Source organism: Methylobacterium sp. WL18 (assembly GCF_008040015.1).
Taxonomy (GTDB): Bacteria; Pseudomonadota; Alphaproteobacteria; order Rhizobiales; family Beijerinckiaceae; genus Methylobacterium; species Methylobacterium mesophilicum.
On record NZ_VRVD01001080.1, the window covers coordinates 1 to 912 of the forward strand.

A 912-nucleotide genomic window follows, 5' to 3' on the forward strand; every position below is an offset into this window, starting at 1 on the left:
GTACGGCGCGAATCTGCTTGGACAGGCCGCGGGCCGACGCCGTGGCCGACCATCACGAAGGCGGCGAAGCCGGCGGCCAAGTAAACCCCGCGGCCCGCGGCCTGTCCAAGCAGATTCGCGCCGTACCGCATGCCGCCCGGGCGGCCACGTCCGCGCAATCGATTTACCAAGCGGACCATCTCTCGGTGGAGCCTTACTGAAAACCGCGACCTACGATTGCATCGTGGCAGGGTGCGTATGGCTTGCAACCGTATCTTCAATTTATGGTTGCAGAGATAAAGCGTCTGAGGAAACCGGAGGACTGCGTATGTCCGAGCGCGCCGAGACTGACGCCGCCCGAGGGATCCCCCTCGCGGGCGCGACGAAATCTGCAGAGGGGCGGCGACAACGCTGGGTGCAGATGCGTACGGCGCTCGCGGCCGACCGCGCCCACTGGCACCGCCGGGGCCACGGTTCGGCGCGACTGTACAGGGGCTATCACGCGGTCTGGCTCTACCGGCTCTCCCGCTATAGCCACGAGCGCGGCTGGCGCATGGCGGCCTGGCTGCTGTGGCTGGTCAACGGCTGGTGGACCGGCTCCGATATCCCGCCCTCGAGCCGGATCGCCGGGGGATTGTTCCTCCCGTATCCGTTCGGCGCGGTCATCGCGGGCGCCGTCGGGCGTGACGCCGCCTTCGGCGTGCAGGCCTCGATCGGCGGCCTGTTGAAGGAGCCCGATCAGGATATCGGCGGCGGCCCCGGCTTGCCGGTGCTGGGTGACGGCGTGGTGCTGGAGGCCGGCGCGATCGTGCTCGGCGCGGTGCGGATCGGCGATCGGGCCCGGCTCGGCCCCCGCACGACCATCCTCAAGGACGTCGAACCCGGGGAGACGGTGATGCCCCAGCCCTGGCGGGCCTTGCCGGGCCGCGGAGC

The 912-nt window shown here is 69.8% G+C and carries 2 protein-coding genes; both read left to right on the plus strand.

Annotation, left to right across the window (positions count from 1 at the left end; translation table 11 throughout):
* Positions 1-200 (plus strand): hypothetical protein (locus FV228_RS33870; protein ID WP_210247839.1); only part of this gene is annotated, 200 nt, incomplete at its 5' end.
* A 200-nt stretch (positions 201-400) separates the two neighbouring features.
* The coding region (locus FV228_RS31000; RefSeq protein ID WP_246694102.1) for a serine acetyltransferase at positions 401-912 on the plus strand (512 nt) is incomplete at its 3' end.